The organism is Serratia sp. BFP-2025 (assembly GCF_050880365.1).
GTDB lineage: Bacteria > Pseudomonadota > Gammaproteobacteria > Enterobacterales > Enterobacteriaceae > Serratia > Serratia surfactantfaciens.
Window position 1 is genome coordinate 2258823 of sequence record NZ_JBPAFV010000001.1, and the last position, 22821, is coordinate 2281643.

The 22821-nt window shown below is 60.9% G+C and carries 22 protein-coding genes and 1 tRNA gene; 16 read left to right on the forward strand and 7 right to left on the reverse strand.

Features of this window, described 5'->3' with window-relative positions; genetic code table 11:
- The first annotated feature begins 66 nt into the window (after window positions 1-66).
- The 4 genes from ACRAWE_RS10870 to ACRAWE_RS10885 are packed head-to-tail and all read left to right on the forward strand — an operon-like array spanning window position 67 to window position 5293.
- The gene (locus ACRAWE_RS10870) at window positions 67-987 is read left to right on the forward strand and encodes a dihydrodipicolinate synthase family protein (protein ID WP_019456455.1); all 921 of its coding nucleotides are present in this window, start codon (window positions 67-69) and stop codon (window positions 985-987) included.
- Between the two features lie 54 nt (window positions 988-1041).
- Window positions 1042-2679, forward strand: a complete 1638-nt coding sequence (locus ACRAWE_RS10875; protein ID WP_063919172.1) for an aldehyde dehydrogenase (NADP(+)) — start codon at window positions 1042-1044, stop codon at window positions 2677-2679.
- Between the two features lie 15 nt (window positions 2680-2694).
- On the forward strand, window positions 2695-4260 hold the full coding sequence (locus ACRAWE_RS10880; RefSeq protein WP_432525336.1) for an APC family permease: 1566 nt from the start codon (window positions 2695-2697) through the stop codon (window positions 4258-4260).
- 19 nt (window positions 4261-4279) lie between these two features.
- On the forward strand, window positions 4280-5293 hold the full coding sequence (locus tag ACRAWE_RS10885) for an Ldh family oxidoreductase (protein WP_432525337.1): 1014 nt from the start codon (window positions 4280-4282) through the stop codon (window positions 5291-5293).
- A 46-nt stretch (window positions 5294-5339) separates the two neighbouring features.
- Here the strand turns inward: ACRAWE_RS10885 and ACRAWE_RS10890 are convergent, their stop codons facing one another.
- The 3 genes from ACRAWE_RS10890 to ACRAWE_RS10900 form a co-directional block, all read right to left on the reverse strand.
- Window positions 5340-6023 carry a hypothetical protein gene (locus tag ACRAWE_RS10890; RefSeq protein WP_043129445.1) on the reverse strand — a complete coding sequence of 228 codons (684 nt, stop codon included), beginning with the start codon at window positions 6021-6023 and terminating at the stop codon, window positions 5340-5342.
- A gap of 171 nt (window positions 6024-6194) precedes the next feature.
- Window positions 6195-6623, reverse strand: a complete 429-nt coding sequence (locus ACRAWE_RS10895) for a universal stress protein (protein ID WP_019456450.1) — start codon at window positions 6621-6623, stop codon at window positions 6195-6197.
- Window positions 6624-6802: 179 nt separating this feature from the next.
- Window positions 6803-7519, reverse strand: a complete 717-nt coding sequence (locus tag ACRAWE_RS10900; protein WP_025160334.1) for a LuxR family transcriptional regulator — start codon at window positions 7517-7519, stop codon at window positions 6803-6805.
- 347 nt (window positions 7520-7866) lie between these two features.
- Between ACRAWE_RS10900 and ACRAWE_RS10905 the strand changes: the two genes are divergently transcribed.
- From ACRAWE_RS10905 to ACRAWE_RS10935, 7 genes are all read left to right on the forward strand, one after another.
- Window positions 7867-9396 (forward strand): 3-hydroxyacyl-CoA dehydrogenase NAD-binding domain-containing protein, encoded by a 1530-nt coding sequence (locus ACRAWE_RS10905; protein WP_432525338.1) that lies wholly within the window; start codon window positions 7867-7869, stop codon window positions 9394-9396.
- A gap of 9 nt (window positions 9397-9405) precedes the next feature.
- Window positions 9406-10617, forward strand: coding sequence for an acetyl-CoA C-acyltransferase (locus ACRAWE_RS10910; RefSeq protein ID WP_432525339.1), 1212 nt, complete (start codon window positions 9406-9408; stop codon window positions 10615-10617).
- Between the two features lie 15 nt (window positions 10618-10632).
- The gene (hemA, locus tag ACRAWE_RS10915; RefSeq protein WP_432525340.1) at window positions 10633-11844 is read left to right on the forward strand and encodes a 5-aminolevulinate synthase; all 1212 of its coding nucleotides are present in this window, start codon (window positions 10633-10635) and stop codon (window positions 11842-11844) included.
- Entirely contained in the window at window positions 11841-13013 is a 1173-nt protein-coding gene (locus tag ACRAWE_RS10920) for an MFS transporter (protein WP_432525341.1), read from the forward strand. The genes hemA and ACRAWE_RS10920 overlap by 4 nt, the downstream gene beginning before the upstream one ends.
- Window positions 13006-13725, forward strand: coding sequence for an enoyl-CoA hydratase/isomerase family protein (locus tag ACRAWE_RS10925; protein WP_063919166.1), 720 nt, complete (start codon window positions 13006-13008; stop codon window positions 13723-13725). The genes ACRAWE_RS10920 and ACRAWE_RS10925 overlap by 8 nt, the downstream gene beginning before the upstream one ends.
- 124 nt (window positions 13726-13849) lie before the next feature.
- Window positions 13850-14416: a GNAT family N-acetyltransferase gene (locus ACRAWE_RS10930; RefSeq protein WP_063919165.1), complete on the forward strand. Its 567-nt coding sequence runs from the start codon at window positions 13850-13852 to the stop codon at window positions 14414-14416.
- Entirely contained in the window at window positions 14400-14954 is a 555-nt protein-coding gene (locus ACRAWE_RS10935) for a hypothetical protein (protein WP_074054557.1), read from the forward strand. Before ACRAWE_RS10930 ends, ACRAWE_RS10935 begins: the two co-directional genes overlap by 17 nt.
- 117 nt (window positions 14955-15071) lie before the next feature.
- Here ACRAWE_RS10935 and ACRAWE_RS10940 read toward each other — a convergent pair whose 3' ends face one another.
- A complete protein-coding gene (locus ACRAWE_RS10940; protein WP_198635433.1) occupies window positions 15072-15374 on the reverse strand; it encodes a putative quinol monooxygenase in 303 nt (100 codons plus the stop codon).
- 369 nt (window positions 15375-15743) lie between these two features.
- Here ACRAWE_RS10940 and ACRAWE_RS10945 point away from each other — a divergent pair, with 369 nt between their 5' ends.
- Window positions 15744-17057 (forward strand): MFS transporter, encoded by a 1314-nt coding sequence (locus ACRAWE_RS10945; RefSeq protein WP_019456238.1) that lies wholly within the window; start codon window positions 15744-15746, stop codon window positions 17055-17057.
- A gap of 74 nt (window positions 17058-17131) precedes the next feature.
- The gene (locus ACRAWE_RS10950) at window positions 17132-17635 is read left to right on the forward strand and encodes a DedA family protein (RefSeq protein WP_019456239.1); all 504 of its coding nucleotides are present in this window, start codon (window positions 17132-17134) and stop codon (window positions 17633-17635) included.
- 220 nt (window positions 17636-17855) lie between these two features.
- Here ACRAWE_RS10950 and ACRAWE_RS10955 read toward each other — a convergent pair.
- Window positions 17856-17931, reverse strand: a tRNA-Lys gene (locus tag ACRAWE_RS10955).
- A 349-nt stretch (window positions 17932-18280) separates the two neighbouring features.
- On the opposite strand from ACRAWE_RS10955, the gene cycA reads away from it, so the two are divergent.
- Window positions 18281-19681: a D-serine/D-alanine/glycine transporter gene (gene cycA / locus ACRAWE_RS10960; protein ID WP_019456240.1), complete on the forward strand. Its 1401-nt coding sequence runs from the start codon at window positions 18281-18283 to the stop codon at window positions 19679-19681.
- A gap of 51 nt (window positions 19682-19732) precedes the next feature.
- Here cycA and ACRAWE_RS10965 read toward each other — a convergent pair whose 3' ends face one another.
- Complete coding sequence (locus tag ACRAWE_RS10965; protein WP_211130290.1) at window positions 19733-20656, reverse strand: DMT family transporter; 924 nt, start codon at window positions 20654-20656, stop codon at window positions 19733-19735.
- Window positions 20657-20723: 67 nt separating this feature from the next.
- Between ACRAWE_RS10965 and ACRAWE_RS10970 the strand changes: the two genes are divergently transcribed.
- Window positions 20724-21299 carry a helix-turn-helix domain-containing protein gene (locus tag ACRAWE_RS10970; RefSeq protein WP_211130289.1) on the forward strand — a complete coding sequence of 192 codons (576 nt, stop codon included), beginning with the start codon at window positions 20724-20726 and terminating at the stop codon, window positions 21297-21299.
- Window positions 21300-21434: 135 nt separating this feature from the next.
- Window positions 21435-21905, forward strand: a complete 471-nt coding sequence (locus tag ACRAWE_RS10975; protein WP_432525342.1) for a helix-turn-helix domain-containing protein — start codon at window positions 21435-21437, stop codon at window positions 21903-21905.
- Here the strand turns inward: ACRAWE_RS10975 and ACRAWE_RS10980 are convergent.
- Window positions 21889-22812, reverse strand: a complete 924-nt coding sequence (locus tag ACRAWE_RS10980; protein WP_432525343.1) for a LysR family transcriptional regulator — start codon at window positions 22810-22812, stop codon at window positions 21889-21891. The two genes, ACRAWE_RS10975 and ACRAWE_RS10980, sit on opposite strands and share 17 nt — an antisense overlap.
- Between the last annotated feature and the right edge of the window lie 9 nt (window positions 22813-22821).

Sequence of the window (22821 nt, forward strand, 5' to 3'; positions counted from 1 at the left end):
ATCTGTCGGTGAGTTTCACCAACGGTTCACTTTTCATTAACACTTTCGAACGACAGGACAAACACCATGAGCCATAAAACCCTAAGCTGGAGCGGCGTATTCCCGGCGGTGACGACCCAGTTTCGCAACGATTTCACTCTGGATCTCGACGCTACCCATACGGTGATCAAAAACCTGGTGCGCGACGGCGTCTCCGGCCTGGTGGTATGCGGCACCGTCGGTGAAAACACCTCGATGACGGTGCAGGAAAAGCTGGCGGTGATCGAAGTGGCCAGAGACGCCGCCGACGGCAAAGTGCCGGTGATCGCCGGCATCGCCGAGTTCACCACCGCCTTCGCGCAGAACATGGCGCGCGAAGCGCAAAAGGCCGGCGTCGACGGCATTATGGTAATGCCGGCGCTGGTCTATTCCGCCAAGCCGCACGAAACCGCCGCGCACTTCCGCAGCGTCGCCGGCGCGACCGATCTGCCGATCATGGTCTACAACAACCCGCCGATTTACAAGAACGACGTCACGCCCGACATCCTGACCTCGCTGGTCGACTGCGAGAACATCGTGTGTTTCAAAGACTCGTCCGGCGACACACGCCGCTTTATCGATCTGCGCAACGCAGTCGGCGATCGCTTCGTGCTGTTCGCCGGGTTGGACGACGTGGTGCTGGAGAGCATCGCCGTTGGCGCACAAGGCTGGATCTCAGGCATGTCCAACGCCTTCCCGCGCGAAGGGGAAACCCTGTTCCGTCTGGCGAAGGAAAAACGCTATGAGGAGGCGTTGGCGCTGTACAGCTGGTTCATGCCGCTGCTGCATCTCGATGCCCGCCCCGATCTGGTGCAGTGCATCAAGCTGTGTGAACAGCGGGTCGGCCGCGGCAGCGCCGTCACTCGCCCACCGCGCCTGGCGCTGCAGGGTGAAACGCTCACCGAAATCAACGCCGTGATCGATAAAGCGCTGGCCACCCGCCCCGCGCTGCCGAACGTCGGTCTGTAACGCCTTCACCGCCCGGCCATGTCGGGCGTCACTCTTTTTCTACCGGGGGTACCGATGCCCAACGATCGCTACGCCGCCATCAGCGGCCAACACTTTATCGGCGGCCAGCGCCGCGCGGCGGAAGAAGCGGTGCTGCTGAGCCTGCGCGCCGAAGACGGTCAGCCGACCGGCTACCGTTTCCATCAGGCTACGGCGGAGGAAATCGCTGCCGCCGCCGAAGCCGCCTCAGCAGCCTTTGCGCCTTATTCGCAACTCAGCGCCGAGCGGCGCGCGAACTTTCTCGACGCCATCGCCGAGGAGCTGGATGCCTTGGATGAGGCCTTCTTCGCCTTCGCCACGCAGGAGACCGCCCTGCCGCCGGCGCGGTTGAGCGGCGAGCGCGCCAGAACCAGCGGCCAGATGCGGCTGTTCGCCACGCTGCTACGGCGCGGCGACGTCGAAGGTGTGCGCATCGACTGCGCATTGCCGCAGCGCTCCCCCCTGCCGCGTCCCGACCTGCGCCAATATCGCACGGCACTCGGTCCGGTGGCGGTGTTCGGCGCCAGCAACTTCCCGCTGGCCTTTTCCACCGCGGGCGGCGACACCGCCGCCGCGCTCGCCGCCGGTTGCCCGGTCGTGTTCAAGGCGCACAGCGGCCATATGATCACCGCTGAGCTGACCGCTCAGGCGATCGAGCGCGCGCGGCAACGCACGGGCATGCCCGCCGGCGTCTTCAACATGATCTTCGGCAACCGCGTGGGGGCCGGCCTGGTACAGCATCCGGCGATTCAGGCGGTGGGATTCACCGGCTCGTTGCAAGGCGGTCGGGCGTTGTTCGATCTGGCCATGCAACGCCCTCAGCCGATCCCGGTCTTCGCCGAAATGTCGAGCATCAACCCGGTGGTTATCCTGCCGCAGGCGCTGGCGCGGCGCGGCCAACGCATCGCGCAGGAACTGGTCTCTTCCTTCACACTCGGCTGCGGTCAGTTCTGCACCAAGCCCGGCGTGATCGTCGCGCTGCGCGGCGCCGCCTTCGAACAGTTGATCGAAACGATGAGTGCCCTGGTCAACGCCGCCGAACCGCAGCCAATGCTGAATGCCGGCACGCTGGAGCACTACCGCCACGGGCTGGCGGCCCTCGATGCGCACCCGGGCATGCGGCGTCTGGCGGGCCGAAGCGAAACGCCTCCTCATCGGGCAGCGGCGCAGCTGTATCGGGCCGAGGGCGCGTTGCTGCTGCAGGCCGACCCGCTGCTGCAACAGGAGGTATTCGGCCCGGTCAGCATTCTGGTGGCGGTGGATAACGAAGCGCAGCTGCATGCGACGCTGGCGGCCTTGCAAGGCCAGTTAACCGCCACGCTGCTGGCGGATGACGGCGATCTCGACATGGCAGCCGGGCTGACGACATTGCTGACGCGCAAAGCCGGTCGGGTGCTGTTCAACGGCTACCCGACCGGGGTAGAGGTGTGCGACGCCATGGTGCACGGCGGCCCTTACCCGGCGACCAGCGACGCGCGCGGCACCTCGGTAGGCACGTTGGCCATCGAGCGTTTTCTGCGGCCGATCTGTCTGCAAAACACCCCCGCGGCGCTGTTGCCGCCGCCGCTGCAGGACGCTAACCCGCTCAACCTGCTGCGGCTGGTGAACGGCGTTTATACCCGAGATCCCATAGTTTCACCTGCCCAACACCAGCCCGGCCGCATCTGCCAATAACAAAAGGGTCACACCATGACAACCCAAGGCAAATTCAAGAAGCAGCTTACGCTCACCGATCTGACGTTCATCGGTCTGGGCGCCATCTTCGGCTCCGGCTGGCTGTTCGCCGCCAGCCATGTCTCCTCCATCGCCGGCCCTGCCGGCATCTATTCCTGGCTGATCGGCGGCCTGGCGGTGTTGCTGCTCGGCATCGTCTACTGCGAGCTCGGCGCAGCCCTGCCGCGCGCCGGCGGCATCATTCGCTATCCGGTGTTCTCGCACGGCGAGTTGATGGGTTATCTGCTGGGGTTTATTACGTTGATCGCCTTCTCCAGCCTCATTGCCATCGAAGTCGTCGCCGCCCGACAGTACGCCGCCGCCTGGTTTCCGTTCCTCAGCCAGCCGGGTTCCGGCGACCCGACGCCGATCGGCTGGCTGGTGCAGCTGGCGCTGCTGTGCTTTTTCTTCGCGCTCAACTACTACAGCGTCAAAACCTTCGCCAAATCCAATAACCTGATCAGCGTGCTGAAGTTTCTGGTGCCGCTGTTGGTGATCGTGGTGCTGTTCGGCTTCTTCAAACCGGAAAACCTGCACAGCCAGGGCTTTGCCCCCTTCGGCTCCGCCGGGGTTGAAGCCGCCATTTCCGCCGGCGGCATCATCTTCGCCTACCTCGGTCTGACGCCGATCATCTCGGTCGCCAGCGAGGTGCAAAAACCGCAGCGCACCATCCCCATCGCGCTGATCCTGTCGGTCGTGTTGTCCACCATCATCTATGTGCTGCTGCAGATAGCCTTTCTCGGCAGTATCCCCAGCGAGATGCTGAGCGGCGGCTGGGCCGGCATCAGCCAACAGTTCTCCCTGCCGTTCCGCGATATCGCCATCACGTTGGGCATGGGATGGCTGGCGTTTTTGGTGGTCAGCGACGCGATCGTTTCGCCGAGCGGCACCGGCAACATCTACATGAACGCCACGCCTCGCGTGATCTACGGTTGGGCACGCGCCGGCACCTTCTTCAAGCTATTCACCCGGGTGGATGGCGAGTCCGGCATCCCGCGCCCGGCGCTGTGGCTGACCTTCGCCCTCTCGGTATTCTGGACGCTGCCGTTCCCGTCGTGGGAAAAACTGATCGGCGTGGTGTCCGCCGCGCTGGTGCTGAGCTACGCCATCGCGCCGGTCACCGCCGCCGGGCTGCGGCGCAATGCGCCCGATATGCCGCGTCCGTTCAGGGTGCGCGGTTTCTGCGTACTCGGCCCGCTGTCATTTATCATTTCGGCGCTGATCGTTTTCTGGTCCGGCTGGGATACCGTTTCCTGGCTGCTCGGTTTGCAGATCCTGATGTTCTTCATCTACATCCTGTTCAAGAATCAGGTGCCGACCCACGCCGTTAGTCTCAGGCAACAAATCTGGTCCTCGCTGTGGCTGATCGTCTTCTATGCGCTGGTGATCACGCTTTCCTATCTCAGCAGCTTCGGCGGCATCGGCGCCATTGCCCACCCGTGGGACACCCTCACCATGGCGGCGATCGCGCTGGCGATTTACTACTGGGGCGCCTATACCTGTTTACCCCAGGCCAATTTTATCGGCGATGAAGAAGAATGACCCCAGGGAGGAGATCAAGATGACAGCCATGCACGTTCTGTCGCTGGAACAGGCTTATCAACTGGCATTGCGCGCGCTGCGCAGCAACGGCTTCAATCAGGCGCACGCCGAAGCGGTAGCGCAAAATGTCACGCAAGGCGAACGCGACGGCTGCGCTTCGCACGGGCTGTATCGGCTGTTGGGCTGCGTGCGCTCACTGCAGGCGGGCAAAGTCTCCGCCGATGCCCAGCCCAGGTTGGTCGACCAGGCGCCGGCCATCTTGCGGGTCGACGCCGGCGGCGCCTTTTCGCTGTTGGCTTACCGCACCGCGCTGCCGGCCTTTATCGATAAGGTACGCGCCAACGGCATTGCCGCCCTGGCGATCAATCGCTGCGTGCATTTCTCTGCGCTGTGGGCCGACATCGAACCGCTGACCGAACAGGGGTTGGTGGCCCTGGCCTGCACGCCCAGCCACGCCTGGGTGACGCCGGCCGGCGGCTCGCGCCCGCTATTCGGCACCAACCCTATCGCCTTCGGCTGGCCGCGCTCGCAGCGGCCGCCGTTTCTGTTCGACATGGCCACCAGCGCGGCGGCGCGCGGCGAAATCGAGCTGCATCGCCGCGCCGGCACCCCGTTACCCGAAGGCTGGGGCATTGATAAAGCGGGCAACCCCTCCACCGACGCCGCCAGCGTGTTGGAGGGCGCAATGCTGACCTTCGGCGGACATAAAGGCTCGGCGCTGGCGGCGATGGTGGAACTGCTGGCCGGCCCGCTGATCGGCGATATGACCAGCAAAGAATCGCTGGCTTATGACGGCGGCACCGGTTCGTCGCCTTACGGCGGTGAGTTGATCATCGCATTGGATCCCGAACGTTTTCTCGGTGCGGATAAGGAGACGTATTTCGCCGCGGCGGAAACAATGTTTGCCGAGATGCAGGCGCAAGGCGCACGCATCCCCGGCGAACGGCGCTATCAGCGTCGCAGACAGAGCGAGCAGTCGGGGGTAGCGATTCCCGCAACGCTGTTCGATGAAATAGCGGCACTATGCCAATAAGCGCCGCTCTGGGCTCGCGATAAGCGTCATCGCGGGCCCGCCTTAATCAACCGGTCTGGACTAAATCGGTATGCAAACGCCGACGCCAGATCGGTTTTGTCGCCCATTTGCCGACATTCTTTTTATCCACCTTGCCCTGCTGCACGTTATGCCACATGCTCTCTTTCCACAGCATCGGGGCTTTGCCTTTCAACGTGGGCCTGACCTGCTTAATCACTCGCCGCAGGTGCTCCGCCTCTGCCCGCTTGATCTCCGGCGCATTGGTGGCCGGATCCAGCGCGCAGGCGGCGAACGGCGCCATGCAAAGATTGAGCACGTTAACCTGTTGCAGCGTCGAAAGTTGGTTGCCGCTCATCCCTTTGCCGGACCAATGCTCATACTTCTCCCCGGGATCATCCCCTTGCTGGCGATATTCGCTGCCCGGCCCTTCAACAATATTCCATCCTTGCCAGGTCACCAGCGTGTGCAGCCCATCGCGGTCATGCACATTTTTATCTTTAATCTGCTGAAGCACGCCCGCGTAATTTGGCACGCTGATCAACTGCATAAACTCTGCCAGCGCCTCCCAATGCTCTCCCGCCACTAAACCATTCCATACCGCGCGCAGGCAATTCCAGGGAATGGTGTGGTGCCAGGTTAATGTCACTGACGGCGTAGTGGGCGTATGCTGCCACTTGCCCGGTTCGGCACCTCGATCGCCCTTAATGATCCCGTTGGCCTCTAATGGCATGGCTGTCCCTCTTCTGGTCTGGCTGAGATGAAAACGTGTAAGGCCGGCAGACCGGATTACACCGATAAAACGTCAGCTAAAATCGTAGCAGTTCAGGCTGAGATGGCAAAAAAACACAAAGCGCGCTCTGCAACCGCAGAACGCGCCTGAAAACGGCGGGCTTGAGGGGGGTTATCTCACTACCATCACCGAGATGTTGGCATGGCGCACGATAGCGGCGGCGTTGGAGCCCAGCAGATAGGTTTTCACGCTCGGGCGACGCGAACCGATAATGATCAGATCGGCGTCGATCTCTTCCGCCAGTTCCAGCGCTTGATCGCGCGCCGAACCGAAGCTGACGGTGTAGTTGAGGCGATCCAACGGCAGATCGATCTCCGACATGATTTTCTTCAGCTTGTCCACCGCCTTCACTTCCGCCTGATTCTCAAACTCCTTGAGGCCAAATGAATAGGCGGTAACAAAGGCCGAAGCATCCGGCAATGCATGGAAGAAATGCACTTTAGCGCCGGACATCTTCGCCAAATATTCCACATGCTTCAGCGCATGTTCAGTCAACAGATCTTCTTCGATATCTATCGGCACCAAAATAGTCTTATACATATCACATCCTTTCTATGTAAAGCGGGTGCCTACAGAATACTGCCGCACACCAGCGCGGTGAACCGCTTTGTCGCACTTTTGTGATCGGGGGTAAATACTGACAAGGACAATGTTTAATTTAACAAAATATAAACACCGCGCCGCTAACTGATAGGCGATTAATTATTTATTTCTCACCGTTAAATCAGCTGTAAATAAACCGCTTTGGCGGTGGCCGCGGTCTTATTGGCGACAGAAAGCTTTTTAATCGAGTTGCCGATATGGAAGTTGATCGTGCGTTCGCTCACCCCCATCAGCAACGCGATCTCTTCCGCCGTTTTCCCTTCGCTGCACCAACGCAAGATATCTTTCTCGCGCAGCGTCAGCACATCTTTTATCGCTTCGTCGTTCACCGATATCAACGCTTCACGCAGCGTTTTGTGGGCGGTTTGCGCCAGCCAAAGGAAAAACGTTTCGTTGGCCGCGCGCGCTTGCGGCGTTTGCTGCGGCAGCGTCTTGCCGGCAAAAGTCAGGATCCCGAGGCGACCATAGCAATCCTTGACCGACTGCGACCAACCGGTACACAGGCCAAACTGCGCCATACGCCGCCACATCGCCGGCCACTGGTGATAAAAGCTTTCGTCCCACTGAAACTGCAGCGTGGAATGGTGGGCGCGCTCGATGACCGGATCCTGCAAATAGGCCCGCTGCCGCCGATATTCCTCGAGATAGCTCGCAGGGATATTCCCCTCGATCAGCATTTTGGGCCGGCTGGCCGGGTAGCAGGAAAAAACGATGTAGGAGAAGTAATCAAACCCCAACGCCTCGGCGCAGGGCCCCAGCTGCGTCAGAAAACGTTCGCGATCGGTTAAGCTGCCAATCACCTCCGCCATGAGCCGTTGAGTGCGGGTATCCATAACGCGAGTTCTCCAGATAGCGATGCCGATTTATCGATAGGTCAGACTCACTATAGGATATCGCCGCCTGGCGTCAGTAGCCGTTTCATATAATAAAAAATACCAAGGCTATAACGAAAAAAGCTATTCTCCCGTTTATTGGCCTCAGAATACGCCTTTTTATTACGCTACACGGGAAAACTACGCGAATAGCATAAACCCTCCAGCGCGTAAACCTGTCATTTCTACCGTTAGACAGCCAACACACCGCCAATTACTTTCCTCACAGGCACCCGGTGCCGCCGTAAATCCAAAGAGATAATAAGCATTTGCGAATTTCGCATGGCATACAGTGACGGGGATTTTCTATGGCAGAACGTAATGCGGCAATTCAATCGGCTGCGATTATCGGCGCGGGAACGATGGGCAGAGGCATCGCTTATCTTTTCGCGCAAAAAGGCATTCGTACGGTGCTTTATAATCGCAACGGCAATACCCTCATTCAGGCTCGTGAATATATCGTGCAAGACCTGGACAAAAAGGTCGAACAGGGCAGGCTCGCGCCGCAGGATAAAGACGCGGTGCTGGCCAATCTGCAGTTCTCATCGGTGTTTGAAGCTATCGTCGACAGCGATTTGGTGCTCGAAACTATCGCCGAGCAAGAGCAAGCCAAACTCGAGGTGCTGGCCGCCATCGCTGCGGCGGTCAAACCCGACACGCTGATCGCCACCAATACGTCCTCATTGTCGCTCAATAAGCTGGCAACGGCGGTGACCCACAGCGAACGCTTTATCGGTTTGCACTTTTTCAACCCCGCACCGCTAATGAAGCTGATTGAAATCATTCCGGCCTACTTTACCGCCCAAGCCACCACTGAAACTTGCCGCCAACTGGTGGCGGCATTGGGGAAACGCGATGTCGTCTGCCAGGCTACGCCGGGGTTCATCGTCAACCGTATGGCCCGCCCCTACTACCTGGAAGGCTTTCGCCTGTTGGAAGAGCACGTGGCGCGCGCGCCGCAGATCGACCGCGCCCTCAAGGCCGGCGGACACTTTCGCATGGGGCCGCTCGAGCTGACCGATTTTATCGGCCAGGACATCAACTATCAGGTCAGCCGGCAAATTTGGCAGGACATGCAGTACGACCCGCGCTATACCCCCGGCCATCTGCAGCGTTCGCTGGTCGATGCCGGGCTGCTGGGGAAAAAGAACGGTCGCTCCTATTTTTCCGCCGAAGAAACCGCCCCGCCGGTTGAGGCCGCCGTCGAGGCGGATGTCGAGACGCTGCGCATTTACGGCGAACACCCTTTGTTTACCCTGCTGCAACAGCGAGCCGCACTGCAATGGCCGCAGTTGCGCGTAGAACAGCGGCCGGCCTTGTCGGGCCTGGGAGCGGCCATTCAGGTCAATGATGCTTTCACCGTCAGCGTCACCGATGGCCGCACGGCAAATCAGTTGGCCGAGCAGACGGCGGCGGACGCCTTTGTGGTCGATGTCGCCCTGAACTACGCCGACACGGCGTATCTGGTGGCGGCGCACAGCCGCCACGCCTCTGCGGCTAATAAGGCGTTGTTTTTACGCCTGCTGCACACCGCGCTTCCGCAGGTTGAATTTATCAAGGACTCCCCGGCGCTGATCGTCGCCCGCGTCCTCAGCAGCCTGATCAACGAGTCGGTGATCATGGTGGAAAGCGGCGTCTGCAGCCGGGAAGACATCGATGTCGCCGCCGTCGCCGGCGTGAACTACGCCGACGGCATTTTCGGCTGGCTCACTCGCCTGGGGGAGAAAAACGTCAGGACGACGCTGAGCAACCTGGCGCAGCTGCTGCACGCGGCCCGCTATGCGCCGCATTACACCCTTCTGCACGCCGCCCAACCGGCGCTGACCACCACGCCTTAAGGATCAACGATGAGCATTAAAGATGACGGTGTGTATCTGATCGACGGCACGCGCACGGCGATCGGCGCCTATGGCGGCAGCCTGGCGCAGACCCGCCCCGACGATATGGCGGCGACCATCATTCGCAGCCTGCTGCAGCGCCATCCGGCGGCAGAGGCGAGTCTGGACGAAGTGGTGCTGGGCTGCGCCAACCAGGCCGGTGAAGACAATCGCAACGTCGCCCGCATGGCGACGCTGCTTTCCGGGGTGGATCAGTCGGTGCCGGCCATTACCCTCAACCGCCTTTGCGCCTCCGGATTGGATGCGGTGATTTACGCCGCGGCGAAAATTCGCAGCGGCCTCAGCGAACTGATCCTGGCCGGCGGCGTGGAAAGCATGAGCCGCGCGCCCTATGTGCTGAGCAAAAGCGAAACGCCGTTCGATAAGGGGGTAAAGCTGTACGACACCACGCTGGGATGGCGCTTCGTTAACCCGCGTCTGGCGGAACGCTACGGCAGCGATCCGCTGGGCATCACGGCGGAAAACGTGGCCCAACAACAGCATATCTCACGCGAGGAACAGGATCTGTTCGCACTGGCCTCGCAGCAAAAGGCCCGCTGGGCGATCGACAGCGGCCGGTTGGCGCGGGAGATCACGCCGGTGGAAGTGCCGGCCGATCGTAAAACCACCCGCCTGTTCGCGCAGGATGAATTCCCCCGCCTCAGCACGCTGCAACAGCTGCAGGCATTGAAACCGGCGTTCTCCGCCGGCGGCTCGGTCACTGCCGGCAACGCTTCCGGCATCAACGACGGCGCCGCCGCACTGCTGCTGGCCTCCGGCCGCTACGTGAAACGCCAGGGGTGGCAACCGCTGGCGGAGATCGGCGACAGCGCGGCCGCCGGCGTTGCACCGGCGCTGATGGGGCTGGGGCCGATCGCCTCCACCGAGCGTTTGCTGCAGCGCGGCGGATTCACGTTGCACGACTTCGACATCATCGAGATTAACGAAGCGTTCGCCTCACAGGTGCTGGCGGCGCTGAAACACTGGCGCATCGACGCCAACGACGCACGCGTCAACCCGAACGGCGGCGCCATCGCACTCGGCCATCCGCTGGGGATGTCCGGCGCGCGTCTGGTGCTGTCGGCGGCGCTGGAATTACGCGATCGGCAGGCCGGCAATGCATTGGTGACGATGTGCGTCGGCGTCGGTCAGGGTCTGTCATTAAGCCTTAAAGCCGTTTAACACAAGGAATATGCTATGAGCGTACTGAACATTCTTGAAGAAAAGCTGGCAGAAACCAAAAGACAGGGGCGCTTTCGCGAGTTCCTCAATCTTGAGCGCGGCGTGCAGGACAAACCCTGGGCTACCCGTCACGGGCAACAAGGCGAGCGTCGTCTCAACGTCTGGTGCTCAAACGACTATCTGGCAATGAGCCACCATCCCAAGGTGCTGCTGGCCACCACCGACGCGGTTAACCGCGTCGGGCTGGGCACCTGCGGCGCCCGCAGCATTTCCGGCACCTCGGTTTATCACAGCGAGCTGGAAACGCTGCTGGCCAGCGCCTACGGCAAAGAGTCGGCGCTGCTGTTCACCACCGGTTTCGGCGCCAACGACGCCACCTTGTCCACCCTGTGCGACGCCATTCCCGATCTGATCGTGTTCTCCGACGAGCTGAATCACGCCTCGATGATTTATGGCATCCGCTACAGCAAAGCGGAGAAAAAAATCTTCCGCCACAACGACGTGGCGCACCTCGCCGAACTGCTGCAGGCCGCCGACCCGGCGCGGCCAAAGCTGATCGCCTTCGAGTCGCTGTATTCCATGGACGGTGACTTTGCTCCCCTGGCGCAGATCGTGGCGTTGGCGGAACAGTACCAGGCGCTGACCTATCTCGACGAGATCCACTCCGCCGGCGTGTACGGCGAAAGGGGATTGGGCTACGCCGAACAGCTGGGCCTATTGGATAAAATCACCATTATTCAGGGCGGATTCGGCAAGTCTTACGGCGCAGCGGGCGGTTATATCGCCGCGCCCCGCTCGGTGGTGGAGGCGGTGCGCAGCTGGGCGCCGGCATTCGTGTTCAGCACCTCGTCACCGGCGCCGGTGGTCGCTGCGGCGTTGGCCAGTTTCAAATACAACCTCGAGCATGACACCCAGCGCAAGCACCTGCTGGCGATCGTCGATCACCTGAAAACCGGCCTGCGCGCCGCCGGCATCCCGCTGGTATCGGCCGATAGTCATATCCTGCCGCTGTTGGTCGGCGATCCGCACCGCAACAAGCACATCAGTCAGGTGCTGCTCGACGAACATGATATCTACGTGCAGCCGGTCAATGCCCCGACGGTGCCCGCCGGCAGCGAGCGGCTGCGGGTGACGCCGACCTCGGCGCACTCCCATGCCGACGTGGAAACGTTTCTGGCGGCGCTGGGACGGGTTTGGGCGGCGAACGACCTGCGGAGGGCGGGATGAAGTTAGCGGATTATAACGGCCATCTGGTCACGCTCTGTTTGATGGCGACCGGCACCTTCGCCATCGGCACCGACGCCTTTATCGTCGCCGGCGTGCTCAGCGACATTTCCGAAACCTTTGCCGTCAGCCCCGCGCAAGCGGGGCAGTTGATATCGGTATTCGCGCTGGCTTATATGCTGTTCGCGCCGCTGACCGCCTGGCTGCTGGGCAACGTCAACCGCAAGCATATTCTGCAGTTGGCGCTGGTGCTGTTCATCGCCGGCAATCTGGCCTGCGCCTGGGCCACCAGCTACCTGCAGATCTCGTTAGGCAGAGTGTTGGCGGCATTGGGCGCGGCCTGCTATACGCCGCAGGCCGCCGCCGCCGCGGTGGGGTTGGTGACGGAAAAACGCCGCGGCCTGGCCATTTCCATCGTTTATGGCGGCATGACGCTAGCCATCGCGCTCGGCATCCCGTTCGGCACCTTTCTCGCCAAACTGATCGGCTGGCGCGAAATCTTCCTGTTCATCGCCCTGCTGGGAGTGATTGCGCTGCTCGGTCTTTCGCTGGCGCTGCGCGCCATTGCGCCGCCGGGCAAGCATTCGCTGAAAGAGCGGCTCGCCCCGCTGCGGCAAAAGGCGGTGCTGACCACGCTGCTGATCACCTTCTTTGCCGTTTGCTCGGAGCACATCGTCTACAGCTACGTCAGCGTATTATTGAAAAACACCCAGTTCGGCCCGGAGGCGATCCTGCCCCTCGCGCTGCTGGTATTCGGCATTGGCGCGGTGATCGGCAATTTTGCCTCCGGCGCGCTGACCGACGCCCTCGGCAGCAAATTCGTGCTGCTGTTTTCCGTGGCGATCCAGACGCTGTCCCTGTTTCTGCTGGCCTTTTATGTCACCTCGCCCTGGTGGGTGCTGGTCATCTTTCTGGTCTGGGGTATCACCGGCTGGATGTATCTGGTGCCGATCCAGCACCACTTGTTATCGCTGTCGAAACGCTTTGGCGCCTTGACCGTGTCGCTCAACAGCTCGGTGCTGTACGCCGGCATCGCGGCGGGCGGCATGCTGGGCGGCCTGACGCTCTACGCGCTGCCGGCCTATTATCTGCCGCTGTTTTCGCTGCCGCTCGGCGCCATCGCCCTGCTGCTGACGCTGTTCTTTTTCCGGGGAGAGGCCATCGATGAGTGAATCACCGCCGGTGCTTTATGAGCGCCACGGCGCGCAGGTTGCGGTCATCACCCTCAATCGGCCGGAAAAAAAGAACGCCATCAACCTGCAGATGGCCGAACTGATCCGCACCTACCTGCGCCAGGCGGACAGCGACGACTCGGTGCGCGCTATCGTCCTGGCCGGTCAACCGACGGTATTTTCCGCCGGCATGGATGTTAACGCCTTTCGTCAGGGCGAACTGCCCATCGTCACGCCGGAGGGATTTGGCGGGTTGATCCATGCGCAGATCGGCAAGGTGATCATCGCCGCCGTTGACGGTATCGCCTACGGCGGCGGCTTTGAGCTGGCGCTGGCGTGCGATCTGATCGTCGCCGGGTGCGATGCGCGCTTCAGCTTTCCCGAGACCGGGCTTGGGTTAGTCGCCGCCCAGGGAGGATGCGCCCGCTTGCCGACGCGAGTTTCGCCCTACGTGGCGCTGGATTGGCTGCTGACCGGCAGAACCGTCAGCGCACAGGAAGCGTTGTCACACGGCGCCATTTCCCGCATCAGCGCAAGTTCGGCCCGGGAAGAAGCGTTGCGCATCGCCGAGCAGATCGCCGGGAAAGACCGTGACGCCAGCCTGGCCGTCAAGGCCATCGTGCGCCAGGGGCTGACGCAGCGCGAAGCGCCATCGTTCGACTTTCAACAAGCGCCGGTCGAGCGCCTGCGCCAGGCGGCCGCCCGGCGTTAATCCTCCTTGCCGGCTCGCCTGAGTCGGCATGTCCCGCCTCTCCTCCACAGCTCATTTTACGCAGCCCATCTCTCGACGCTAAGCTACACTGCCCGTTGCCCTAATGCGCTGATAAGGAAAAACAATGCGCCATTTGCCTCTGTTGACCCCCAGGCTGATCCTGCGCCCGTTCACGGCCGACGATCTGCCCCATTTTACCGCTTACCGCAATCATCCCGACGTGGCGCGCTACCAGAGCTGGAGCGACTACAACGCGGCGGACGCCCAGGCCTTCTTCGAACAGCAGCAGCAGCTCCCCTTCAACCGCGACGACAGCTGGTTTCAACTGGCGGTCGAACGCCGCGAGGACGGCACCTTGCTGGGCGATGTCGCAGTGCATTTTTTCGATGAGGGACGCCAGGCAGAGCTGGGCGTGACCTTCGATCCCGCTCATCAGCGGCAAGGTCAGGCGCGCGAGGCGCTGAGCGCCGCCATCGCCCTGCTGTTCGGGCCGCTGGCGAAGCACCGCATTACCGCCGTGGTGGACGCGCGAAATCTTCGCGCCGCCGCGCTGTTCAGCAAGCTGGGTTTTCGTCGTGAAGCCTGTTGGCGGCAAAACGTGTTTTTCAAAGGCGCATGGGGCGACGAATTCGGTTTCGCTCTGCTGCAAAGCGAATGGCGGGAAGCTGCAAAACATGAAGCTGCTGAATAAATACCTTGGGCAATACCAGTTCTCGGAGCGGCACGCGATCGCCATCGCCGCGCCGCAGGCCCGGGTCCTGGCGGCCGTGGCCGCTTACGATCCCAAGCACGATCGCTTTTTCCGCAGCATGATAGCGCTGCGCGAATTACCCGCGCGTCTGATGCCACGCAATAAACCCAGCCCGCCGCCGTTTGGCCTGCATAACTTTTGCCTGCTCGAGCAAGATGAAGGCGCGTTGGTCTATGGCCTGATCGGCCGCTTTTGGCAGGCCGAATACGGCCTGAAACAGGTCGCTGACGGGCCGGAATTTCTGGCCTTCGCACAGCCCGGCGTCGCCAAACTGGCGCTGGGCTATGCCGTGAGCCCGCTGCCGGACGGCCGTTGCCGTCTGGTGACGGAAACGCGCATCTTCTGCCCCGACGACGCCAGCCGGCGGCGGTTTACTCCCTACTGGTATACCATTCGCCTGGTCAGCGGGTTGATACGCCGCCGCATGTTGCGCGCCATCAAAACCGCCAGCGAGGTCATGCCGCACAACCATTCATAGTGCGAATGTGTTTAGGAGCATTCTCAAAGCATAACGCGATCAGAAAGGTTATTTATTAACCACTACAACATGCATTGAGAAGCCATTAGCCCCGCCCCCCTGCGGGGCTTTTTTCATCTAGCCGTCGTTTAGGCCCGGAAATACCTGCATAAACAGGAAGGTGCAAGGCTTGCGCTGATGCTGATTGATCTGCGGCACCAGCCGGGTGAAATGCTCGGTTTGGCAATGCACATCCAGAGCGGCGCGGTCCGGCCAGCTTTCGATAAAAATAAAATGCCCGGGATCCTGCTGATCGATGCACAGGTCATAACTGATGCACAGCGGCTCCTGTCGGGTTTTTTCCACCAGCTCACGATACCAGGGCATGACGGTTTCAATGTGTTCCGGATGAATAAAATCTTCAGCAATGACCTTAAGCATGTCGCACTCCTGCATTCCGTTTTGTCGTGCTTCACCTTATCTTTCTCCTTCTCGAGAAGAAAGCGACGCTCTCCAGGCCTCTAACCGAGTTCTCAATTCGGTGATAGCGCACACAGATCTCGATCAAAGCGCTTGAACACGCCACAGCCCTGTGTGAACTTTTGATTAACAAAAAAGCAACACACCATTCACTAGGGTGATGTCTGCTGCGATATGCCGACGCACTGCGCGGCGTTTTTTCGCCGTTAAAGGCCTGACCATTAGTCCTTTAGACCTTTAAAGGAACGAAAAAAATCCGATGTCATCGGCGACGGCGCCAGACGGTCTTGTGACCGACGTTTGTCATTCTCAGAAGAGAGGTTAACGCCAGTGAATCACGCCACCTATGCCGCCCCTGCGCTCAATGCCGCCATCCGCAAAACCTGGCGCAGACTGGTGCCATTGATGTTCGCCATGTATTTCATCGCCTTTATCGACAGGGTTAACGTCGGTTTTGCCAAAGACGCAATGGCCATCGATATCGCACTGTCGCAATCCGCCTTTGCCCTGGGCGCCGGGATATTCTTTGCCGCCTATGCGCTGTTCGGCATCCCTGCCAACCTGTTGATGAATCGCTGGGGCGCCAAACGCTGGCTTAGCGCCACCACCGCGCTGTGGGGCGCGTTATCGGCCTGCACCGGGCTGGTGACCAACGAACAGCAATTTATCGTCCTGCGGTTTCTGCTGGGGATCGCCGAAGCCGGCTTTTACCCCGGCATCCTGCTGCTGGCGTCGATCTATTTTCCCAATAAGGTTCGCGCCTCGGTGATTGGCATTTTCGTGCTCGGCGTGCCGGCGGCGCTGACGCTTGGTTCACCGCTGTCGGGGGCATTGCTGGAGATGCACGGCGTATTGGGTAAACCCGGCTGGTTCTGGATGTTTGTGTTGGAAGGGTTGCCGGCCGTCGTCCTCGGCGTTTTCGCCTTTTTCTATCTCGACGATAATCCACGGCAGGCGCGCTTTCTGAACGAGGAAGAACGCACAGCGCTGGTGGCACAATTGGCCGATGAACAGCAGCAGACCGAAACCAGCAGCGTCAAAGCGGCGATGAGCAGCGGCAAAGTTTGGCATCTGGCGTTGATCTACGGCACCCTGCAGATCGGCGTATACGGCCTGATGTTTTTCCTGCCGTCGCAGGTCGCCTCGCTGATGGGCACCCATCTTGGCTTCAAGGCCTCGCTGGTGGCCGCCATTCCCTGGGCATTCTCCGCGCTGGGCGTCTATTTCCTGCCGCGCTATGCCGACAGAAAAACCGCCAGACGATTACCGATCGCCGTCGGCTGCATGGTAGCGGCAGCGCTGGGTTTGGTGGTCTCTTCCTATGCCGGCCCTTTGCTCGCTATCGTCGCCCTGAGCTGTTGCGCAGTGAGTTTCCTGGCGGTACAGCCGATTTTCTGGACGTTTCCCGCCCAGGTGCTGACCGGCCCGGCGCTGGCGGCCGGCATCGGTTTTTGCACCACGCTCGGCGCCGCATTCAGCTTTTTAGCTCCGCTTATCCGCACCGAGGCGGAACAGCGCTTCAACAGCCCGCATGCCGGGCCGCTGGTGCTGGCCGCCTTTTCACTGCTGTGCGCCGCACTATTATGGGCGCTCAAACATCGGCGTGCCGACGTGAGCAAACCAGATGCAGAGATTGCCGGATAGCGGCGCGTTATTTAGCCATTATTGAACCTGCAAATGTGACACTGACACTCAGCCTCCTCACTCGCAGGTGTTAAATGGATGAATTGACGCACATTATCGCTAAGTACAGCCCGGACCCGGAGATATTGCTGCTGCTGATTTTCCTGTTTGCGCTGGGTAAATCCGTGATCGTAGTGTCTTCCGTCTTGCCACCCGCCTCGGTCACGCTGCTGATGGGCATCGTGGCGGGCAAGCATGCGTTGCCCATCGGCGCGGTTTGGGCGGCCATCGCCCTCGGCGCCGCGTTGGGATCGATTCTGTCGTTCCACTGCGGCACGATGCTATGCCGCCAAGATCTTGGCCGCCGGCTGCCGGCGCGCTTTCACGCTCCGCTGCGTAAAGCGCAAAGCGCCTTGCAACAACGCGGGCTACCGCTGCTGTTCGCCTCGCGTTTTCTGGCGGTGATGCGTTACACCGTGCCGCTGATGGCCGGCATGTTGCAACTGCCGGCGCGGCGCGTCTATGCCACCGCCGCGCTCTCGGCCGCCGTCTGGGCACTGCTTTTGATGTCGGCTGCGCATTTATTCCCCGTTTCCTGACCTGAAAGATTCTTGGGCAAATGGCCCGCCCCTACGCCGACGTTGCGCCAGCGCACAGCCTTCCTTGCCGTATAAAGTCCGGTGCAACATTGCAGTTTGCGCCAGATCACCTTTCTGAACATCAGTCGAAAAATGCGAATTTTTTTGCAGAATGCGCGCTTAAAACGGCGCAATGCGGGAAGAAACGAAGAAAAGTCTGAGCGTAACACGCTGATTTGGTTGGTGGGTCGTACAGGGTTCGAACCTGTGACCAATTGATTAAGAGTCAACTGCTCTACCGACTGAGCTAACGACCCAACGAGGTGAATTGTCCTCCTCGTCGGAGGCGCTGTCAAACGCTTACACACATTACTTTTTCTCATGCGAAATTTACAACCCTTTGTTTAATCAACGAGATAAGCCGCATAAGGTCTGTTAATCCCCTCTTTTGAAGAGTAATCTTCCGCTCCCTGAACGTCCGATTTGCCTCCTCCGTGTAAAGATTGATCGACTTTTATCTCGCGTATAAATGTTGTAAACATGTTGCACAAAGGTGGCGTTATTGCACTACCTTACTAAAGCCGGACCAACCGGATAAATGTATAAAAAAGAGCCACTTCAGAGCTCGCGACTTCACTAATGACAGGTAAAACAGGACATCATCAGATGGTAGATCACTCTAAAATAGCGACTGAAGCGACGCCCGCCTCAGAAGATCATCTACGGCGAAACCTCACTAACCGACATATTCAACTGATCGCCATCGGCGGCGCCATCGGCACCGGCCTGTTTATGGGTTCCGGTAAAACCATCAGCCTGGCCGGCCCCTCGATCATCTTCGTGTACATGATCATCGGCTTTATGCTGTTCTTCGTGATGCGCGCCATGGGCGAGCTGCTGCTGTCCAACCTGGAGTACAAATCCTTCAGCGATTTCGCCGCGGACCTGCTCGGCCCGTGGGCCGGTTTCTTCACCGGCTGGACCTACTGGTTCTGTTGGGTGGTGACCGGCATCGCCGACGTCGTGGCGATCACCGCCTACGCCCAGTTCTGGTTCCCGGGACTCTCCCAGTGGATCGCTTCACTGCTGTGCGTGCTGTTGCTGCTCGGCCTTAATCTGGCGACGGTGAAGATGTTCGGCGAAATGGAGTTTTGGTTTGCGATGATCAAAATCGTCGCCATCGTCGGGCTGATCGTCGCCGGGCTGGTGATGATCGCCATGCAGTTCCAGTCGCCGACCGGTACCGTGGCCTCATTCACCCATCTGTGGAATGACGGCGGCATGTTCCCTAAAGGCATCAGCGGCTTCTTCGCCGGCTTCCAGATCGCCGTATTCGCCTTCGTCGGCATTGAGCTGGTGGGCACCACCGCCGCGGAAACCAAGGATCCTGAGAAGTCGCTGCCGCGCGCCATCAACTCGATTCCGATCCGCATCATCATGTTCTACGTGTTCGCCCTGATCGTTATCATGTCGGTGACACCATGGAACTCCGTGGTGCCTGACAAGAGCCCGTTCGTTGAACTGTTCGTGCTGATCGGCCTGCCGGCCGCGGCCAGCGTAATCAACTTCGTGGTGCTGACCTCCGCCGCCTCCTCCGCCAACAGCGGGGTGTTCTCTACCAGCCGCATGTTGTTCGGGCTGGCGCAGGAAGGCGACGCGCCGAAGTCGTTCGCCAACCTATCCAAGCGCGCGGTGCCGGCCAACGGCCTCACCTTCTCCTGCATCTGCCTGCTGGGCGGGGTGGTGCTGATTTACCTGATCCCGAACGTGATGACGGTCTTCACCCTGGTGACCACCGTGTCGGCAATTCTGTTCATGTTCGTCTGGACTATCATCCTGTGTTCGTACCTGGTCTACCGTAAACAGCGCCCGGCGCTGCACCAGAAATCGATCTACAAAATGCCTGCCGGCAAACTGATGTGCTGGGTGTGCATGGCGTTCTTCGTGTTCGTGCTGGTGCTGCTGTCGCTGCGCGAAGACACCCGCCAGGCGCTGATCGTCACCCCGCTGTGGTTCATCGTGCTCGGCCTGTCTTACGTGTTCCTGCGCAAGAAGAAAACCGCTTGATGTAAAAAGGGGCGGATATCGCCGCCCCTTTGTTCTTTCTGTGTCTCGGCGCTAGTCCGCTTCCGTCGCCACCGCCGCTTTCCCCTTGCGCCGCACGCGCAGCTCGCTGACCACCACCCCGATCACGATCAACGCGCCGCCCAATAACGCCACACCCGGCAAACGCTCACCGGCCAACCGCCCGACGATGCCCGCCCAGACCGGTTCGCCGGCGTAAATCACCGTGGCCCGCGTCGGCGAAACGCTGCGCTGCGCCCAGTTCATGGTCAGTTGAATCAACGCGCTGGCCAGCCCCAGCCCAATGGCGCTGTACAGCAGGTAATCCGAATACGGCGGCGGCGATTCACCGGTCGGCGCCATCATCAAGAATGAGGCCAGCGAGGCGGTCGCCAGCTGTACGATGGTCACCCGGCGGATATTCACCTTGCCGGCAAAGGCGCCGATCAGGATGATCTCCGCCGCCATGCCAAGGGTGCCGGCCAGCGTCAGAATTTCGCCGAGGCTCAGCGCCATGTCGGTGCTGCTCGGCGCTGCCAGCAGCATCAGCCCGGTAAAGGCCAGCAGAATGCCGATCCACGACATGATGCCGGGGAATCGCCCCAGCACCAGCCATTGCAACAGCGGTACGATCGGCACATACATGGCGGTGATGAACGCCGACTGGCTGCTGGTGATGGTCTGCAGGCCGACGGTTTGCATGCTGTAGCCAAACATGATCGCCAGCCCGATCAGCCCGCCCGCCTTCAGTTCATACAGCGTCAGGCCGCGCAGCACGCGCAGCGAAAACAGCGTCAGCGCCAGCGTGGCGGTGGCGAAACGCAGACCGACGAAAAAGAACGGCCCGCTGACCTGCATCGCGTGATGCACCGCCAAAAAGGTGCCGCCCCAGATCATGGTGATGAAAATCAACACCGCTTCCGGCAACCTGATTTGCGGAACCACGGCGGAAATAAAGGATTTTTTTGCTGCTGACACCGGCTTGCCCTTCCTGCTGAGTGCAATATAATGCACAGATCCTGCCAGTATGAGATAAAGTCCGGCGATGAGCAATACGGTGCATAACGCGAAAACCGATCCTCCGAAAGTGCTGCAGTACCTGAGCAGCAATCTGCGCGGCTACCGCCAACAGGCGGGCCTGAGCCAAGTGGCGTTGGCCGAGCTTTCCGGCGTCAGCCGCCGCATGCTGGCGGGCATCGAGGCCGGCGATCGCAACGTCAGCCTGGCAGTGCTCGACAAGATCGCCGCCGCCCTGGCGATTTCCTTTACCGATCTGATCCAGGCGCCGGAAGCGCGCGGCAGCCATCTGGTAGGGGAACTGGCCTGGCAAGGCGCGCAGTCCGGCAGCCAGGCGCTGTTCGCCGCCAGCGTGCCGGCGCGCCAACGGGCCGAGCTGTGGGAATGGACGCTGATGCCGGGCGAGCGCTATGACTCGGCGCCGGACGCCGAAGGCTGGAGCGAGATGATCTATGTGATTGCCGGCACCCTGACGCTGGAGCTGGAACAAGGCACGCTGACCCTTTCCGCCGGCGCCGCGCAAACCTTCAACAGCGATCAACGCTACGCTTACGCCAATCTCGGCGACCTGCCCCTGCGCTTTATCCGCAACGTCGCCTTCTGACTGCCCGCCAGCCTGCGCCGGCGGCGGATGTCGTGCCGCTGTCGTGCCGCTGTCGTGGCGCCGTCACCCCGCACGCCCTACACTGGATGACAGTGACAGTGACAGTGACAGTGACAGTGAACTCGGGAGTGCATCATGCAAAAGTACCGCATCAGGCCATTACGTCTGGAAAAGGGCTGGTCGCAGGAGCAGCTGGCGACCATTGCCGGTCTCAGCACCCGCACCGTACAGCGGATTGAAAACGGCGAGCAGGCCAGCCTGGAAACCTTGACCGCGATCGCCGCCGCGCTGGGGGTGCAGGTCAGCGATCTCACCTCACCGCCGCAGGCGGAAACGCCGAGTGAGGTAGATGAAGAGCAGCGCATTCGTCGCCAGGTCGCGGCAGAAGGCAAACTGCTGAGCATGGCGGTGCGTTTCGCCGTGATTGGCGCGCTGCTGTTCGCCATCAACGAGTTGACTCACCCGCAGTACCTCTGGTCGCTGTGGGCGATCGGCGGCATGAGCCTCGCGCTGGTCATGCGGGCGGTGCGTACCTTGCTGCTGCGCAATGTCTTCAGCCGCTGGCAGGAACAGCGGCTGGCGCAAAAACTCAGGCGCCTGCCGTAAACGTCAGCCACTCCGCCAGCCGGGCCAGCGCACTGCCCGGCACGATCGGCTGCGGCGACAACAGGTAATAGCCGCTGCCGTCGGGCGTGAAACCGAACGGCGCGCTCAGCAAACCGGCGGCCAGATCGTCTCGCACCTGCAGCCACGGGCCGATAGCGATGCCAAGACCGGCTACCGCCGCCTGCAGGCTGAAATAGAAATGATCGAAACGCTGCTCCGGATGCCCCGCCAACGTCACCCTCTGCCGCTGCGCCCAGTGCCGCCAGGCATCCGGCCGGGTGGCGGCATGCAGCAATTTGGCGTCGGGCCGCAGGTTCTGCCTGCCGTCCACGCTGGCCGTCAGCCTCGTCAGCGCTTCGGGTTGGCACACCGGCCCGACTTTCTCATCAAACAGCGCCAGGCTATGCACCTGCTTTCCCCAATCAAAGTCATTGCGCCTGATCGCCGCCGTAATGCCGTCATGGAACGAAAACGGCCCGCCGCCGGCCACCAGCTGTAAGTTGATATCCGGGTGCGCCTGTTGAAAAGCCGGCAGGCGCGGGATCAGCCAGCGCATCAGTAAGGTCGGCTCACAGGACAACACCAACGGCGCATTGAGCGCCTGCTGGCGCAGCTCCAGCGCCGTAGCATCCAAAATGCCGAATGCCTGCTGCGTCGCCTGAAACAGCTTGCGCCCCGCCGCCGTGAGCCGAACCCGCCGATGGCGGCGCTCAAACAGCGCCACGCCCAGCTCCTCTTCCAGCGCCCGCACCGCCCGGCTGACCGCGCCATGCGTCAAATTCAGCCCCTGTGCCGCCTGCGTGAAACTTTCCAGCCGCGCGGCGGCTTCAAAACAGCGCAGACCGCCCAGCGGCAGCGGCCTGCGGGTTTTGCGTGAGTTTTTCTCACCGATACCGTCACTATTCATCGTTTGTCA

Excerpts from the sequence above, each read along its gene's own strand:
- ACRAWE_RS10870 (WP_019456455.1), top strand. The coding sequence starts at position 67 with ATGAGCCATAAAACCCTAAGCTGGAGCGGCGTATTCCCGGCGGTGACG.
- ACRAWE_RS10875 (WP_063919172.1), top strand. The coding sequence starts at position 1,042 with ATGCCCAACGATCGCTACGCCGCCATCAGCGGCCAACACTTTATCGGC.
- ACRAWE_RS10880 (WP_432525336.1), top strand. The coding sequence starts at position 2,695 with ATGACAACCCAAGGCAAATTCAAGAAGCAGCTTACGCTCACCGATCTG.
- ACRAWE_RS10885 (WP_432525337.1), top strand. The coding sequence starts at position 4,280 with ATGACAGCCATGCACGTTCTGTCGCTGGAACAGGCTTATCAACTGGCA.
- ACRAWE_RS10890 (WP_043129445.1), bottom strand. The coding sequence starts at position 6,023 with ATGCCATTAGAGGCCAACGGGATCATTAAGGGCGATCGAGGTGCCGAA.
- ACRAWE_RS10895 (WP_019456450.1), bottom strand. The coding sequence starts at position 6,623 with ATGTATAAGACTATTTTGGTGCCGATAGATATCGAAGAAGATCTGTTG.
- ACRAWE_RS10900 (WP_025160334.1), bottom strand. The coding sequence starts at position 7,519 with ATGGATACCCGCACTCAACGGCTCATGGCGGAGGTGATTGGCAGCTTA.
- ACRAWE_RS10905 (WP_432525338.1), top strand. The coding sequence starts at position 7,867 with ATGGCAGAACGTAATGCGGCAATTCAATCGGCTGCGATTATCGGCGCG.
- ACRAWE_RS10910 (WP_432525339.1), top strand. The coding sequence starts at position 9,406 with ATGAGCATTAAAGATGACGGTGTGTATCTGATCGACGGCACGCGCACG.
- hemA (WP_432525340.1), top strand. The coding sequence starts at position 10,633 with ATGAGCGTACTGAACATTCTTGAAGAAAAGCTGGCAGAAACCAAAAGA.
- ACRAWE_RS10920 (WP_432525341.1), top strand. The coding sequence starts at position 11,841 with ATGAAGTTAGCGGATTATAACGGCCATCTGGTCACGCTCTGTTTGATG.
- ACRAWE_RS10925 (WP_063919166.1), top strand. The coding sequence starts at position 13,006 with ATGAGTGAATCACCGCCGGTGCTTTATGAGCGCCACGGCGCGCAGGTT.
- ACRAWE_RS10930 (WP_063919165.1), top strand. The coding sequence starts at position 13,850 with ATGCGCCATTTGCCTCTGTTGACCCCCAGGCTGATCCTGCGCCCGTTC.
- ACRAWE_RS10935 (WP_074054557.1), top strand. The coding sequence starts at position 14,400 with ATGAAGCTGCTGAATAAATACCTTGGGCAATACCAGTTCTCGGAGCGG.
- ACRAWE_RS10940 (WP_198635433.1), bottom strand. The coding sequence starts at position 15,374 with ATGCTTAAGGTCATTGCTGAAGATTTTATTCATCCGGAACACATTGAA.
- ACRAWE_RS10950 (WP_019456239.1), top strand. The coding sequence starts at position 17,132 with ATGGATGAATTGACGCACATTATCGCTAAGTACAGCCCGGACCCGGAG.
- cycA (WP_019456240.1), top strand. The coding sequence starts at position 18,281 with ATGGTAGATCACTCTAAAATAGCGACTGAAGCGACGCCCGCCTCAGAA.
- ACRAWE_RS10970 (WP_211130289.1), top strand. The coding sequence starts at position 20,724 with ATGAGCAATACGGTGCATAACGCGAAAACCGATCCTCCGAAAGTGCTG.
- ACRAWE_RS10975 (WP_432525342.1), top strand. The coding sequence starts at position 21,435 with ATGCAAAAGTACCGCATCAGGCCATTACGTCTGGAAAAGGGCTGGTCG.
- ACRAWE_RS10980 (WP_432525343.1), bottom strand. The coding sequence starts at position 22,812 with ATGAATAGTGACGGTATCGGTGAGAAAAACTCACGCAAAACCCGCAGG.